Annotated in this window: 13 protein-coding genes; 5 read left to right on the top strand and 8 right to left on the bottom strand. The window is 67.0% G+C overall.

Features of this window, described 5'->3' with window-relative positions:
* Nucleotides 1-3 precede the first annotated feature (3 nt).
* Nucleotides 4-1,707 carry an alpha/beta hydrolase gene (locus BVC93_RS06490; protein ID WP_083736444.1) on the bottom strand — a complete coding sequence of 568 codons (1,704 nt, stop codon included), beginning with the start codon at nt 1,705-1,707 and terminating at the stop codon, nt 4-6.
* Complete coding sequence (locus tag BVC93_RS06485) at nt 1,704-2,024, bottom strand: WXG100 family type VII secretion target (RefSeq protein WP_157516798.1); 321 nt, start codon at nt 2,022-2,024, stop codon at nt 1,704-1,706. Before BVC93_RS06485 ends, BVC93_RS06490 begins: the two co-directional genes overlap by 4 nt.
* A gap of 118 nt (nt 2,025-2,142) precedes the next feature.
* On the opposite strand from BVC93_RS06485, the gene BVC93_RS06480 reads away from it, so the two are divergent.
* The 5 genes from BVC93_RS06480 (at nt 2,143) to BVC93_RS06460 (ending at nt 6,951) form a co-directional block, all read left to right on the top strand.
* A complete protein-coding gene (locus BVC93_RS06480) occupies nt 2,143-3,582 on the top strand; it encodes a sigma 54-interacting transcriptional regulator (protein WP_157516797.1) in 1,440 nt (479 codons plus the stop codon).
* Nucleotides 3,575-5,560: a vWA domain-containing protein gene (locus BVC93_RS06475; protein WP_083736442.1), complete on the top strand. Its 1,986-nt coding sequence runs from the start codon at nt 3,575-3,577 to the stop codon at nt 5,558-5,560. Before BVC93_RS06480 ends, BVC93_RS06475 begins: the two co-directional genes overlap by 8 nt.
* A 135-nt stretch (nt 5,561-5,695) precedes the next feature.
* The gene (locus BVC93_RS06470) at nt 5,696-6,103 is read left to right on the top strand and encodes an STAS domain-containing protein (RefSeq protein ID WP_157516796.1); all 408 of its coding nucleotides are present in this window, start codon (nt 5,696-5,698) and stop codon (nt 6,101-6,103) included.
* Between the two features lie 2 nt (nt 6,104-6,105).
* Nucleotides 6,106-6,357, top strand: coding sequence for a hypothetical protein (locus BVC93_RS06465; protein WP_083736440.1), 252 nt, complete (start codon nt 6,106-6,108; stop codon nt 6,355-6,357).
* Nucleotides 6,358-6,651: 294 nt separating this feature from the next.
* Complete coding sequence (locus BVC93_RS06460; protein WP_083736439.1) at nt 6,652-6,951, top strand: DUF4193 domain-containing protein; 300 nt, start codon at nt 6,652-6,654, stop codon at nt 6,949-6,951.
* A 29-nt stretch (nt 6,952-6,980) separates the two neighbouring features.
* Here BVC93_RS06460 and BVC93_RS06455 read toward each other — a convergent pair whose 3' ends face one another.
* The 6 genes from BVC93_RS06455 to BVC93_RS06430 are packed head-to-tail and all read right to left on the bottom strand — an operon-like array spanning nt 6,981 to nt 14,286.
* Nucleotides 6,981-7,589: a DUF1707 SHOCT-like domain-containing protein gene (locus BVC93_RS06455; protein ID WP_083736438.1), complete on the bottom strand. Its 609-nt coding sequence runs from the start codon at nt 7,587-7,589 to the stop codon at nt 6,981-6,983.
* A gap of 51 nt (nt 7,590-7,640) precedes the next feature.
* A complete protein-coding gene (locus tag BVC93_RS06450) occupies nt 7,641-8,414 on the bottom strand; it encodes an enoyl-CoA hydratase family protein (protein WP_083736437.1) in 774 nt (257 codons plus the stop codon).
* Nucleotides 8,414-9,571: an acyl-CoA dehydrogenase family protein gene (locus BVC93_RS06445; RefSeq protein WP_083736436.1), complete on the bottom strand. Its 1,158-nt coding sequence runs from the start codon at nt 9,569-9,571 to the stop codon at nt 8,414-8,416. Before BVC93_RS06445 ends, BVC93_RS06450 begins: the two co-directional genes overlap by 1 nt.
* Nucleotides 9,568-11,490 (bottom strand): ATP-binding protein, encoded by a 1,923-nt coding sequence (locus BVC93_RS06440; RefSeq protein ID WP_083740855.1) that lies wholly within the window; start codon nt 11,488-11,490, stop codon nt 9,568-9,570. The genes BVC93_RS06445 and BVC93_RS06440 overlap by 4 nt, the downstream gene beginning before the upstream one ends.
* A 5-nt stretch (nt 11,491-11,495) precedes the next feature.
* Complete coding sequence (locus tag BVC93_RS06435; RefSeq protein WP_083736435.1) at nt 11,496-13,091, bottom strand: acyl-CoA carboxylase subunit beta; 1,596 nt, start codon at nt 13,089-13,091, stop codon at nt 11,496-11,498.
* A gap of 55 nt (nt 13,092-13,146) precedes the next feature.
* Nucleotides 13,147-14,286: an acyl-CoA dehydrogenase family protein gene (locus BVC93_RS06430; protein WP_236950412.1), complete on the bottom strand. Its 1,140-nt coding sequence runs from the start codon at nt 14,284-14,286 to the stop codon at nt 13,147-13,149.
* Nucleotides 14,287-14,290: the final 4 nt, after the last annotated feature.

Below are 14,290 nucleotides of genomic sequence, written 5' to 3'. Positions count from 1 at the left end.
GTCTCACGAGTGGTAGTCGGGATTGTAGACGGGGCCACGTGGCCCTTGGATGGTCTGTGGTTCGGGCGGAGGCCCAATTGCTGCGGCCGGCGTACCGCCCGCCACCGCGGCCATGTTGTGGCCCGGGGTGCGTAACTCGTTGTTGCCGCCGAAGCGTGGGTACTCCGAATGTCCGGTAGCGCCGTCATGCCAGACCTCACGGGTGAAACCGGTGACCGGGTCCAGCACCGTCTCGCTGGCGCCCGCCGTGGACAGCGGGACCATGCCAGGCACGTCCTGCAGCTGCCCGCCGAACCGGCCGAGGCCGGCTATCTCGATGGCAACCACATCATCTTCGGCCACCATGTAGTACGCGTGACCGGGACCGACACCCAAATCGCTTGCGTTGTCCAGGAACCCGCCGGGGGAGCCGTAGAGCACCACGTCGTCGACACCGGTTCCGCCCTGCTGCAGAGCAAGACTGGTGGTCAGCGAACCGTAGGAGTGCCCGAGGGCGGTCAGATGCTGGTCCCCGACATTGGTGGTGGCACTCAGGCCGCGATAGAACTGGTTGAGGTCCACCGCGCCGGCCTGTGCGAGTGCGTCGTCGGCGACGTCGAGGTTCAATCCCGGTGTCTGGTAACCGACCCAGGCGATGGTGGCAACCTCCTGACCGCCGTTGAGGTCCATCGCCTGGCCGCGCAGGGCCGCTGCCTCGTCGGTCATGCCGTCGATCGACCCGCGCACCGTGGAGTTCATCCCCGGCGTGGTGACGCTGACGTGTGCGGCATTGTCGACGTCCCCCAGAAACGTCGCGGCCAGCACCCGTTCGTCATTCGAGGTGGTGTCCAGCAGCAACAGCCCGGCCTCCGGGTAGTCGTCGAGTGTCTGCCTGATGGCCTTGAGATCTTCGAGCTTGCCGCGGGCACGCTGCACCTGCAGCGCAGTCTGGGCGTCGGGCAGGCCGCTGGGGGCGAACTTGCGGGCCGCTGCCAAGGCTTCCTGTCTGGCGATCTCACTATCCAGCCTGCCGATGTTGATGTCGGAGCGGACCGCGGCGGGTATGCCGTCGACATTGCCCAGCAGCGAGCCGAACCTCTGCACTGCCACCCCCTGTTGCTGCGGAGTCATCGAATCCCACCACTTGTTGACGTCCCGGGGATCTCCGGAGGCGGGCGGGAACGGTACCGACACCTGACCGCCGTCGAGCTGATCGGTGACCTGCTCCGGCGACAGGGAGCCGTCGGCGGCGCGGATCGCCGCAGCCAGATCGTCATCGGCGGCGTCGGCGTCGGCCACCAACTGGTTGACCATTCGCTGCAGATCGTCAACCAGCAGTTGGATCACCCGGGCGTTCGGTCGCGACGCCACATCCGGCGGTGGTGACACGTCGTTGGTGGCATTGTCGATGGTGATGCCGAACTGCACCTCGGCTCTGATCTGTGCCAGTCTGGCCTTCACCGCCTCGACCTTTCCCACTGCGGATTCGGCGGCGGCGGCCACCGCCTCACAGGCCTCGGCGTGGGCCGACAGGTCCAGCACGATGCGCCGGGCGGAGTCATGGGCGGCGTCTGCGGCGTCACCGTCCCAGTCGACGAACGTGGTCAACTGGCCGATGTGGACGCCGGCCTGTCGGGTCTGCCTGGCACGTCGCAGCGCCTCGCCGAAGACCTGATCAACAGCCCCGGCATCCCAGCGGTCGATGTCGTCGAGGCTCAGTCCGCTCACGGGCTGGGCGGCGAGCCCTGGTGCACCGCCCGCAGTCTCGCGGCGTTGCGGTCCTCCAGGTAGGCGAACAGCTGCGCCGCGGTGCCCATGTCACCGGCGTGGCCCTCGATGCTGGTGGACTGTCTGGTGGTGGTGCGTTCCCAGCTGCTGGTCAGCTCACCCAGGGCGGCGGCGGAGGAACCGATCCATCCGGATGCCGCGGAGGTGACGCCGCTGACGGCCTGGCTGTGATGAGCGGACAAGGCGGACTGTTCGTCGCTGACCCCGTTGCTGGCGGTCTGTAGACCTGAGATGTCCACCCGCAGGTTCTTCGGCATCACCACCCCCTCGCAGCAAACTCTCAGCCGCAGTCTAGTGCAGCCCGTCCACCTCACATCCCGGTTTCTTCCCGGTTCAGCCCGACGCGTATCGGCGCCCGAAAAGTCGGCGGAGGCCATGCCTGTTGCAGTGGTCAGTCGTAGCGTGGAGGTTGTGACGTCACCCAACAATCTGCCTGACGACCTTCCCCGCACCCTCGGCGAGCTGCGTGCCTCCGGCCACACCGAGCGCGGCGTCAAGGAGGAGATCCGGGAGAACCTGCTGACACGGTTGGCCGACGGTGATACCGCCGAGACGGTGTGGCCGGGCATCGTGGGTTTCGAGGACACGGTGTTGCCGCAGGTGGAACGAGCCCTGATCGCCGGTCACGACTTCGTGTTGCTGGGCGAACGCGGGCAGGGCAAGACCCGCCTGCTGCGATCGCTGATCGGGTTGCTCGACGAGTGGACGCCCGTGATCGCGGGCTCCGAACTGGGTGAACATCCGTACTCACCCATCACCCCGGAATCGATCCGGCGGGTCGCCGAATCCGGTGCGGACACCCCGATCACCTGGAAGCATCGCAGCGAGCGCTACACGGAGAAGCTGGCCACTCCTGACACCAGCGTCGCCGACTTGGTGGGTGACATCGACCCGATCAAGGTGGCCGAAGGACGTTCTCTGGGTGACCCCGAGACCATCGCCTACGGGCTGATCCCGCGGGCGCATCGCGGTGTGGTGGCCATCAACGAACTACCCGACCTGGCCGAACGGATCCAGGTGTCGATGCTCAACGTGATGGAGGAGCGGGATATCCAGGTCCGCGGCTACACGCTGCGCCTACCCCTCGACGTCCTGGTGGTGGCCAGCGCCAACCCCGAGGACTACACCAACCGCGGCCGGATCATCACCCCGCTCAAGGACCGGTTCGGCGCCGAGATCCGCACGCACTACCCCATCGAGCTGGACGCCGAGGTGGGCGTCATCGCCCAGGAAGCGCACCTGTCTGCGCAGGTGCCCGACCACCTGTTGCAGGTCATCGGCCGCTTCGCCCGGTTGCTGCGTGAGTCGACGTCGGTGGATCAGCGTTCGGGTGTGTCGGCGCGCTTCGCCATCGCCGCCGCCGAGACGGTGGCGGCCTCGGCGCGGCACCGCAGCGCCATCCTCGGTGAGCAGGATCCGGTGGCTCGGGTGGTGGACCTGTCCACCATCGTCGACGTGCTGCGCGGCAAGCTCGAATTCGAGTCCGGTGAGGAGGGCCGTGAGCAGGCGGTGCTGGAACACCTGCTGCGCCGCGCCACCGCCGACACTGCCCAGCGGGTGCTCGGCGGTCTCGACGTCGGCCCGCTGGTGGCCGCGGTGGAGGCCGACCAGCCCGTGACCACCGGGGAACGGGTGTCGGCCAAGGACGTACTGGCGGCTCTGCCGGACCTGCCGGTGATCGACGAGATCGCAGGTCGCCTTGGTGCTGAATCAGACGGTGAGCGCGCCGCGGCGGTGGAGTTGGCACTGGAGGCGCTGTATCTGGCCAAGCGCATCGACAAGGTATCGGGCGAAGGCGAAACAATTTATGGCTAAACGGCTTTCGCGCTACTCGCGATACACCGGCGGGCCTGACCCGCTGGCGCCGCCCGTCGACCTGCGGGAGGCCTTGGAGCAGTTGGGCGAGGACGTGATGGACGGCACGTCGCCCCGGCGGGCGCTCTCGGAGCTGCTGCGTCGTGGCACGCCGAACATGACCGGAGCCGACAAATTGGCCGCCGAAGCGAACCGCAAACGGCGACAACTGTTGCAGCGCAACAACCTCGACGGCACGCTGCAGGAGATCAAGAAGCTGCTCGACGAGGCGGTGCTGGCAGAACGCAAGGAGCTGGCCCGCGCACTCGACGACGACGCCCGGTTCGGCGAACTGCAACTCCAAGCGCTGTCACCCTCGCCCGCAAAGGCCGTCGAAGAGCTGGCGGACTATCAATGGCGCTCGCCGGAAGGGCGCCAGAAGTACGAGCAGATCCGCGATCTGATGGGTCGCGAGATGCTGGACCAGCGCTTCGCCGGTATGAAACAGGCGTTGGAGAACGCCACCGACGAGGACCGTCAGCGTGTCAACGACATGCTCGACGACCTCAACGACCTGCTGGACAAAAACGCCAGGGGTGAGGCCACGAGTGCGGATTTCGACCAGTTCATGGACAAGCACGGCGAATTCTTCCCGGAGAACCCGCGCAACATCGACGAACTGCTGGACTCGCTGGCCAAGCGGTCGGCCGCCGCCCAGCGCTTCCGCAACAGCTTGTCCGCCGACCAGCGCGCCGAACTGGATGCCTTGGCGCAGCAGGCATTCGGCTCTCCGTCGCTGACGAACGCGCTGAACCGGCTGGATTCGCATCTGCAGGCGGCGCGGCCCGGTGAGGACTGGAACGGCTCGGAGAACTTCTCCGGTGACCAACCCCTTGGCATGGCTGACGGTGCGCAGGCACTGGCCGACATCGCCGAGCTGGAGCAGCTGGCCGAGCAGCTGTCGCAGAGCTACGCCGGGGCCACCATGGACGACGTGGATCTCGACATGCTGGCACGTCAGCTGGGCGAGGACGCCGCCGTGGACGCGCGCACCCTCGCCGAGTTGGAGAAGGCCCTGATGAGCCAGGGCTTTCTGGACCGCAGTTCGGACGGCAGCTGGCGGCTGTCGCCCAAGGCGATGCGACAACTGGGTCAGGCGGCCCTCCGCGACGTGGCCCAACAACTTTCGGGTCGCCACGGGGAGCGGGAGACCCGGCGGGCCGGGGCGGCCGGTGAACTCACCGGAGCCACCAGGCCGTGGGCGTTCGGTGACACCGAACCGTGGAACGTCACCAGGACGTTGACCAACGCGGTGTTGCGCCGAGCGGGCACCGGTGCACAGGGACAGATCGACATCACCGTCGACGACGTCGAGATCTCCGAAACCGAGACCCGCACCCAGGCGGCGGTGGCATTGCTGGTGGACACCTCGTTCTCCATGGTGATGGAGAACCGGTGGCTACCCATGAAGCGCACCGCACTGGCGCTCAACCATCTGGTGAGCACCCGGTTTCGCTCCGATGCCCTGCAGATCATCGCGTTCGGCCGTTACGCGCGCACGGTCACGGCCGCCGAACTCACCGGGCTCGAGGGCGTCTACGAACAGGGCACCAACCTGCACCACGCGCTGGCCCTGGCCACCCGGCACCTGCGTCGCCACCCGAATGCGCAGCCGGTGGTGCTGATCGTCACCGACGGTGAACCCACGGCGCACCTGGAGAGCTACCCGGCCTCCGAAGGTGGGGGAGCAGGGGCTTCCGCGGTGTTCTTCGACTACCCGCCGCATCCGCGGACCATCGCCCACACCGTGAAGGGACTCGACGAGGTGGCCCGGCTGGGTGCTCAGGTGACCATCTTCCGGCTGGGCAACGACCCCGGGTTGGCGCGGTTCATCGATCAGGTGGCACGCCGCGTGCAGGGCCGGGTGGTGGTTCCCGATCTGGACGGCCTGGGCGCTGCGGTGGTGGGGGACTACCTGAAAGCGCGCAAACGCCGCTGAGGGGACGCTGGCTATCGGGAAGTTCGGCGGACGGCTAGGCTGTGGGGGCCGATCGCGCATTACTTGCCTGGCTCAGCCCCGCGCCCGCGAGTCGACGCGGTGACAGAGTAACGAGGATGAACCGCGAGGGACCGTGTGAACAGTTTTGGTGGCCCGCCTGTCGGTGGTTTCGATGGCCGCGCAGACCTGCCGGAATGCGTGGTGACCGAGCAGTGGCGGGAATCAACGGTGATCGTGTCGTGCGCGGGTGTCATCGACATGGTGAGCGCCCCGCACGTGGAGCAGCGGCTGGCCGAGGTGGTCAAGAAGGAACCGTCCGCACTCATCATCGACCTGCTGGCCGTGGACTTCCTGGCCTCGCACGGGATGAACGTACTGGCACTGGTGCGCCGCGAACTCGATGCTGACGTCAAGTTCGCTGTGATTGCCGACGGACCGGCAACCAGCAGACCCATGACCCTGATCGGGCTCGGCGAGGCGCTGAACATGTGGCCCACCCTGGATGCGGCCGTGCAGAATTTGGGAATTGAGCTCGCAGACTGACGATGAAGAAGCGACCGAACGAAGCTGATCTCGCATGGGACCTGGTAGACGATCACCGAGACGCCCTCACCCAGGCTGAACGGGACATGGCCTTCGTCAACCTCGGGGTCGGCGAATACACCATCGTCATCCGCGATGTCCTGGGCGCGGTGCTGCGCGAGCGGCAATCGCTGTCGGCGGAACACGCCGGCAAGGTCGAAGCGTGGGTCGGGTTCTACTCCCTGCACAACGAATTCAGCGCCCTGTTCAACTGAGCTGTTTCGGCCCGGTTAAACGTCGGTTCCCGGTGTTGGCCGAGACGCAGGCGCGGGTACGCAGACGGTGACTGTGCCGCTGCGTGACGTGTCCGCGGCGGCACAGATCATCTCCGCCACGCTCACGAACATGCCGCGGAAAGCGTTGGTGGGCATGCGGTCACGTGGCGGTTCTGCCCGGGGGGAACTTTCCTCGAATTCCAGGTGTGGATTTGCCTCAGGACGGGTAACACCGATCCACGTTGACACTGCTGCGGTGCGTCAACGACCCGCTCACGACTGAAAAGGAGCACCATGGCCACCGTTACCGACTACGACGCACCACGACGCCGCGATATCGAGGACACTCCGGCAGATCCGATTCGCGAGGTGGCGTCCGGTCTCACCCTGCACGGCGATGCCATGGTGGACGAGGACCCGAGCGATCTCGCCGAGCTGTTCGAGCTGCCGGGAGCGGATCTCTCCGGTGAAGAGTTGGTGGTCAAGATCATCCCGAAGCGCGCTGACGAGTTCACCTGCACCAGTTGCTTTCTGGTGTACCACCGCAGCCGGATGGCATCGGTGACTTCGCAGATGTGTGCCGACTGCGCATAAAGCTCTGTCGCACAGTAGATTCAGCTGACTCAGGCGGGCGACTGCTTGTTCTGGTCGCGCCGTTTCTTGCGCTTGATACCGACGCTGCCCCACAGTGAGAACCCGGTGATGGTGACCTGCGGCGCGCCGGGGGCGCCTGCTCCGGTGACGTCGTGGGCGAAGGCGCCCATCACCCCGGTGCCGTGCACGGCGACGTTGACCTCGGGCGGCAGCAGGATGGTCTGGCCCCCCATGATCGAGTACGCGTGGATGTTCACCTCCGCCGAGGTGAAGTCGGCATAACGCAGATCGACCACGCCGCTGCCCCACAGTGTGAACGTGGTCAGCTTCCTGGGGATGTTCCAGCGGCCCCGTCGTTCGAATCCGCTCATGATCGCCAGCAGCACCGTCGACGGCGCGGGCTTGCTGGCGCCGCGGCGGGCGGCGGTGACACCGGGCAGATCGGCCGAGAGCTGATCGAGTTCGGCGTAGTTTCTGGCAGCGTAGGCCTTGGCCAACCGGCTCTCGTACTCGGCAAGATCCAGCCTGCCCTGTGCAGCGGCCTCGGAAAGCAGTTGCGCAACCTGAATTCGGTCATCCTGGATCGGACCCGTGTCTGCGGCTCGCAACGATGAGTCCCGCGGCGCTGAATTGCTCATCAGCACCGAGCCTACGACGAACGTTGTCAACCGCAAAGGTCGGCGAACAAATCAGCCGGGCTGTGCCCATCGCGGCCGGCGCTTCTCCAGGAAAGCGTGCATTCCTTCGTGGGCTTCCTCGGAGACGAACAGCGCCGCGGACTCGCGGGCCAGGCGGTCGGCATCGGCGTCGAATCCGGCCAGTACTGCGGCGGTGGTCAGCGCTTTTGACGCGGCCAGGCCCTGTGGTGAGGCCTTGGTCAAGTCCGCCACCACCGCGGAAACGGTCGCGTCGACGTCGTCGGTGGCGGTGGTGACCAGGCCTATCCCGGCGGCCTCTGTTGCGGTGAACGTCTCACCGGTGAGGTAGTAGCGACCCGCGGCGCGCGGGGCCAGCTTAGGGAGCAGCGTCATAGAGATGATGGCCGGGGCCACGCCGATGCGGGCTTCGGTCAGTGCGAAGGTGCTCGCGGGCCCCGCCGCCACGATGTCACAGGCGCCCACCAGCCCGAGACCACCGGCACGGACGTGGCCGTTGACCGCGCCCACCACCGGCATCGGGCAGGACACCAGAGCACGCAGCAGGGTGGCCATCTCGACAGCTCGGGCCAGCGCCATCTCGTAGGGGTCACCGGCGGCGCCCTCGCTCAGATCGGCACCCGCGCAGAACGTGCCGCCGGTGTGGCCGAGGACCACCACCCGCACAGCGGGATCGGCGGTGGCCTCGGTCAGTCCGTGGTGTAGTTGGGATACCAGCGCCGTGGACAGCGCGTTGCGGTTGTGCGGCGAATTCAGTGTCAGGTGCGCAGCGCCGCCTTCGACGCGGTAGTCGACGAGTTGCGCCATCAGTAGGAGCGGGGCAGGCCGAGTGACGTCTGCGCCACGAAGTTCAGGATCATCTCGCGGCTCACCGGGGCGATGCGCGCCAGCCGGGAGGCGGTGAGTACCGACGCGATGCCGTACTCCTTGGTCAGACCGTTCCCGCCGAGGGACTGCACCGCCTGGTCGACTGCGCGCACCGACGCCTCACCGGCGGCGTACTTGGCCATGTTGGCCGCCTCCGCGGCGCCGAAGTCGTCACCGTCGTCGTACAGCGACGCCGCCTTCTGCATCATCAGCTTGGCCAGTTCGATCTCGATGTGGTTGGCCGCCAATGGATGTGCGATGCCTTGGTGCGCGCCGATCGGGGTCTTCCAGACCTGGCGGGTCTTGACGTACTCCGTGGCCTTGCCGATGGCGAAGCGGCCCATCCCGACCGCGCTGGCCGCTCCCATGATGCGTTCGGGGTTCAGCCCGGCGAACAGTTGCGCGATGGCGGCATCCTCGGAACCGACGAGTGCGTCGGCGGGCAGTCGTACCTCGTCGAGGAACACCTGGAACTGGAATTCGGGGCTGACGATCTCCATCGGGATCTTCGTGTAGGTCAGCCCCGGGACGTCGGTGGGGACGACGAACAGCGCCGGCTTCAGGTTGCCGGTCTTGTGATCTTCGGTACGGCCGACGACGAGCACCGCCTGCGCCTGGTCGACGCCGGAGATGTACACCTTCTGTCCGCTGAGGATCCAGTCGCCGCCGTCACGGCGGGCCGTGGTGGTGATCTTGTGCGAGTTGGAACCCGCGTCGGGTTCGGTGATCGCGAAGGCCATGGTCAGGGTGCCGTCGGCGATGCCGGGCAGCCACCGCTGCTTCTGCTCCTCGGTGCCGAACTTGGAGATGATGGTGCCGTTGATGGCAGGCGAGACGACCATCATCAGCAGTGCCGAACCCGCGGCGGACATCTCCTCCATCACCAGTGAGAGCTCGTACATGCCGGCGCCCCCGCCGCCGTACTGCTCTGGGAGGTTGACGCCGATGAAGCCGAGTTTGCCTGCTTCACTCCATAATTCGTCTGTGTGCTGACCGGCCCTGGCCTTCTGCAGGTAGTAGTCCTGGCCGTAGTCGGATGCGAACGCTGCCACCGACTTGCGCAGCGCCTGGCGTTCCGGGCTCTCGACGAAACTCATGACTTCCCTTCGCTGTTGACGATTGCGAGCACTTGGCCGACCTCCACCTGGACGCCGGGACCGACGCGCAGTTCGGTGAGCACACCGTCGGCGGGGGCGTTGACGGTGTGCTCCATCTTCATGGCCTCCAGCCACAGCAGTGGCTGGCCTTCGCTGACGTGCGCGCCCGGTTCGGCGCCCACCCGGACCACCACTCCGGGCATCGGGGCCAGCAGTGAGCCGGATGTGTTCGTCGTCCCCGGCTCGACAAAGCGCGGCACCGCCACCAGATGCACCGCACCCAGTGCCGAGTCGACGAAAACGTCGGCGCCGTAGGTGTGCACGTCGAACTCGATCTCCACTGCGCGGCCGTCGACCAGCACCACCGACTGTGGGGACGTGCTGCGCACCGTCACGTCGGCGTCGTCAGGCAGTCGGATGCCCGTGCGGGTGGCCCGGTAGGCGACCCGGTACTCCTCGCCGTCGATGTCGTAGGTTTTCAGCTGATTCGCAGAGGGCAGGTTGCGCCAGCCGCCGGGCACGGTCGCGCACGTGGTGGCGGTCGCGCGATTGTGTGCGGCGGCGGCCAGTGCGGCGGCCACCGCGGACAGTCGCCGCGCACTCCGATCGGGTAGCGGGGTGGCCAGTACCGCGAGGTCGTGGGTGTCGAAGAACGCGGTGTCGGTGGCTCCGTCGCGAAAGGCCGGGTGTCGCAGCACATTCACCAGCAGATCCCGGTTGGTCCGGATGCCGTGCAGGCGGGTGCGCGCCAACGCGGTGGCCAGCACCCGGGCGGCTTGGCCGCGGGTGGGGGCGTGGGAGATGACCTTCGCCAGCATCGGGTCGTAGTGGATGGACACCACCGAGCCGTCCACGATTCCGGAATCCACCCGCACGCCGTCGGGGACGTCGAACCGGTGGACGACACCCGACTGCGGCAACCAGTCCCTGGCCGGGTCCTCGGCGTACAGCCGGGCCTCGATCGAATGACCCTGAGCCGGTGGTGGTTCGGGATCGAGCCGCGCCCCGGACGCGACATCCAGTTGCAGCGCCACCAGGTCCAGTCCGGTGGTCTCCTCGGTGACGGGATGCTCCACCTGGAGGCGGGTGTTCATCTCCAGGAAGAAGAAGTCGCCGCTGTCGTCGGCCATGAATTCCACGGTGCCGGCCCCGTTGTAGCCGATGGCCTCCGCAGCGGTGCGGGCCGCGTCGAAGAGCTTCTGTCGCATCCCCGGTACGCGCTGCACCAACGGTGACGGCGCTTCCTCGATGATCTTCTGGTGGCGGCGCTGAATGGAACACTCGCGTTCGCCCACCGACCACACGGTGCCGTGCGCATCGGCCATCACCTGAACCTCGATGTGGTGGCCGCTGGCGAGATAGCGTTCACAGAAGACCGTGCCGTCGCCGAACGCCGATGTTGCTTCCCGGCCGGCCGCTTCCACCTGCTCGGGCAGCTCGGCCAGTGTGGTCACCACCCTCATGCCGCGGCCGCCGCCGCCGGCCGAGGCCTTCACCAGTACCGGCAGCTGCGCCTCGGTGATGGTCTGCGGGTCCAGCTCGTCGAGCACCGGGACGCCTGCGGCGGCCATGATCTTCTTCGACTCGATCTTGGATCCCATCGCGCGTACCGCGGCCGGCGGCGGGCCGATCCACGTCAGCCCCGCCGTGATCACCGCGTCCGCGAAATCGGCGTTCTCGGAGAGGAAGCCGTAACCGGGATGGATGGCGTCGGCTCCCGCCGCGACGGCAGCGGCGATGATCGCCGCACCGTCGAGATAGCTGTTGATGTGTACCCGGACATCGGCCTCGGCCACATGGGGTGAGTCCTCGTCGGGGTCGGTGTAGACGGCTACGGTGTCGATGCCCAGACGGCGGCAGGTGGTGAACACCCGACGTGCGATCTCACCGCGGTTGGCCACCAGGACTCTGTCCACCATGGTGCTCACATCCTGAAGACGCCGAAGTTCGACGTCCCCTCGACCGGGCCGCTGGCGATGGCGGACAACGACATTCCCAGCACGGTGCGGGTATCCCGCGGATCGATCACACCGTCGTCGTAGAGCATCCCGGACAGCACCAGCGGCAATGACTCGGCCTCGATCTGCCCCTCGACCGCCGCCCGCATGGCAGCGTCGGCGGCCTCGTCGAACTGCTGGCCGCGGGCCTCGGTGGCGGCCCGGTTGACGATCGACAGCACCCCCGCCAACTGGGGACCGCCCATCACCGCGGATTTGGCACTCGGCCAGGCGAACAGGAAGCGCGGATCATAGGCACGGCCGCACATGCCATAGTGTCCGGCGCCGTAGGAGGCGCCGATCAGCAGCGAGATGTGCGGGACCGTCGAATTGGAGACGGCGTTGATCATCATCGACCCGTGTTTGATCATTCCGCCTTCCTCATAGGCCTTGCCGACCATGTATCCGGTGGTGTTGTGCAGGAACAACAGTGGAGTGGAACTGCGGTTGGCCAGCTGGATGAACTGGGTGGCCTTCTGGGATTCCTCGCTGAACAGCACACCGCGGGCATTGGCCAGGATCCCCAGCGGGTAGCCGTGCACCGTGGCCCAGCCGGTGACCAGTGAGCCCCCGTACATCGGCTTGAACTCGTCGAAGTCCGAACCGTCCACGATGCGGGCGATGATCTCGCGGGGGTCGAAGGGGATGCGCAGATCAGCGGGCACGATGCCGACCAGTTCCTCGGCGTCGAAATGCGGCTCGGTCACCGGGCCCGGCGCAGGCCCGCGCTTGCGCCAGTTCAACCGTGCCACGATGCGTCGTCCGATGCGCAGGGCATCGGCCTCGTCGACGGCGAAGTAGTCGGCCAGACCCGATGTGCGGGCGTGCATCTGGGCTCCGCCAAGGGCTTCGTCATCGGACTCCTCGCCGGTGGCCATCTTCACCAGCGGAGGCCCGGCCAGGAACACCTTGGAACGGTCGGCGATCATCACCACGTGATCGGACATGCCGGGGATGTAGGCCCCGCCGGCGGTGGAGTTGCCGAACACCAGCGCGATGGTGGGAATGCCGGCGGCGGACAGTCGGGTCAGGTCGCGGAACTGCCGCCCGCCGGGGATGAAGATGTCCTTCTGGGTGGTGAGGTCGGCGCCGCCGGACTCCACCAGCGAGATCAGCGGCAGTCGGTTCTCCAACGCGATCTGGTTGGCCCGGAACGACTTCCGGATGGTCCACGGATTGCTGGTGCCGCCCTTCACGGTGGGGTCGTTGGCCACGATCATGGTCTCGACACCCTCGACCACGCCGATGCCGGTGACCAGGCTAGCTCCCACCTGGTACTGACTGCCGTACCCGGCCAACGGGCACAACTCCAGGAACGGCGAGTCCTCGTCGACCAGCAGCTCGATGCGTTCGCGCGGGGTCAGCTTGCCGCGGCCGTGATGGCGCTGCACGTACTTCTCGCCGCCGCCTGCCAGTGCCTTGGCCAGTTCGGTGTCCACCTCGGCCAGCTTGGCTGCCATGGCCTCGGCGGCCTCGGTGTACGCGGCCGAGGTGGGGTCGAGAACTGAAGTGAGTGCTGTCATGACCACCGTCGCCGATGCAGAGCGAGGCACGAGCGATGAGGAGAAGACGGTGCGATCATGACTGGTATCCAAGTGTTTTTGCGGCCAGCCCGGTGAGGATTTCGGAGGTTCCGCCGCCGATCCCCAGAATCCGCATGTCGCGGTACTGCCGTTCGACCTCCGATTCGGCCATGTAGCCCATGCCGCCGAACAGTTGCACGGCCTGGTGGGCCACCCATTCGCCGGCCTCGACGGCGGTGTTCTTGGCGAAGCAGACCTCGGCGATCAGGTTGGTTTCCCCGGCCAGCTGCTGCTCCACCACGTGGCGGGAGTACACCCGCGCCACATCGATGCGGCGGGCCATCTCGGTCAGTGTGTTCTGCACGGATTGGCGGGAGATCAACGGACGGCCGAAGGTCTCGCGGTCACGGCACCACTGCGCGGTCAGCTCCAGGCAGCGGGCAGCGCTCGAATATGCCTGGGCGGCAAGGCCGATACGCTCGGATACGAATGCACCGGCAATCTGCAGGAAGCCGGAATTCTCTGGTCCCACCAGATTGTGCGCGGGGACGCGGGCGTCGGTGTAGGACAGCTCGGCGGTGTCCGACGAGCGCCAGCCCATCTTGTCCAACTTGCGGCTGACCTCGAAACCCGGTGTGCCCTTCTCGACCACCAACAGTGAGACACCCGCTGCGCCGGGGCCGCCCGTGCGCACCGCGGTGACCACATAGTCGGCACGCACCCCGGAGGTGATGTAGGTCTTGGCGCCGTTGACGATGTAGGTGTCGCCATCGCGGGTGGCGCGGGTGGTCAGGTGTCCGACGTCGGAGCCGCCGCCGGGTTCGGTGATGGCGAGCGCCCCGATCTTGGTGCCGGCCAGGGTGGGTGCCACGAACTCGTCGATCAGCCTGCGGTCACCGCTGGCGGCCATGTGCGGCACGGCGATTCCGCATGTGAACAGTGAGGCGAAGACGCCTCCGGGGCAGCCGGATTGGTGCATCTCCTCACAGATCACCAAAGAGTCCGCGGCGTCACCGCCACCACCACCGACCTCCACCGGGAAGGATGCGCCCAACAGGCCCGCCGCAGCTGCTTTGTGGTGCAGATCCCGAGGCAGTTCGCCGGCCCGCTCCCACTCGTCGATGTTCGGCATGATCTCGCGGTCGACGAAACTGCGCACTGTCTTGCGGAGTTGATCACGCTCGGGGAATTCCAGATCG

Source organism: Mycobacterium sp. MS1601, assembly GCF_001984215.1.
GTDB lineage: Bacteria > Actinomycetota > Actinomycetes > Mycobacteriales > Mycobacteriaceae > Mycobacterium.
This window is presented reverse-complemented; position numbering and strand designations above follow the sequence as displayed.